Origin of the sequence: Photorhabdus sp. RM323S, from assembly GCF_042879375.1 — a bacterium.
GTDB lineage: Bacteria > Pseudomonadota > Gammaproteobacteria > Enterobacterales > Enterobacteriaceae > Photorhabdus > Photorhabdus tasmaniensis.
In genome coordinates this window covers 1-554 of record NZ_JBHFKZ010000188.1, presented here as the reverse complement: position 1 = coordinate 554, position 554 = coordinate 1, and the positions used below count along the sequence as shown (strand labels likewise).

Annotated in this window: 1 pseudogene; it reads right to left on the bottom strand. The window is 43.5% G+C overall.

From position 1 onward, the window contains the following. A pseudogene (locus ACGF7G_RS22600) lies at positions 1-554 on the bottom strand (hypothetical protein); the annotation flags it as partial.

Here is a 554-nt window from a genome sequence, read left to right as displayed (position 1 = left end):
TTCTGTTGGCAATTGGACATATTTCAGCCGTCCCTTAATAGACCACAGTTGCCCTGCACCCATTGAGCTATAAGGATTAAATGTTGGTTCTTTTATATATTCAAGTGGGGCTTTTACCGCTACTTTAGCAAACTTATCGGCAGCATTGGTAGTAACCCATGTCGAACCTTTGACAAGCCCTAAACCGCCAGCAGCTGTGCTGACAATACCCGTTACGATTTTTCCCATTTCCAAGCCGGCATTATATGCACCTTCACTACCCGCTTTCTCGTATTCAACTTTGATGACATCCAGTTGCTTAAGATAGCTCTCCTTCGTTTCTTGCCAGATAAAGCCAGGCATATCTTCCTGCATCAAAAGCATTTTAAGTGCATCTATTGTCTCTGACGGATTAGAAACTGCCCCGACAATTGCCATGACATTATCGTAAAGTTCCACTGGAACACCGGATACAAAGCCAGCGGCAAGATGGAGCTCTTGTTGAGAGCCGATGATTCCCCATTTGCTAAGAATTTGAGCTTTCTTAAGATAATTGGTTTCTGTAGCAAGCTCTT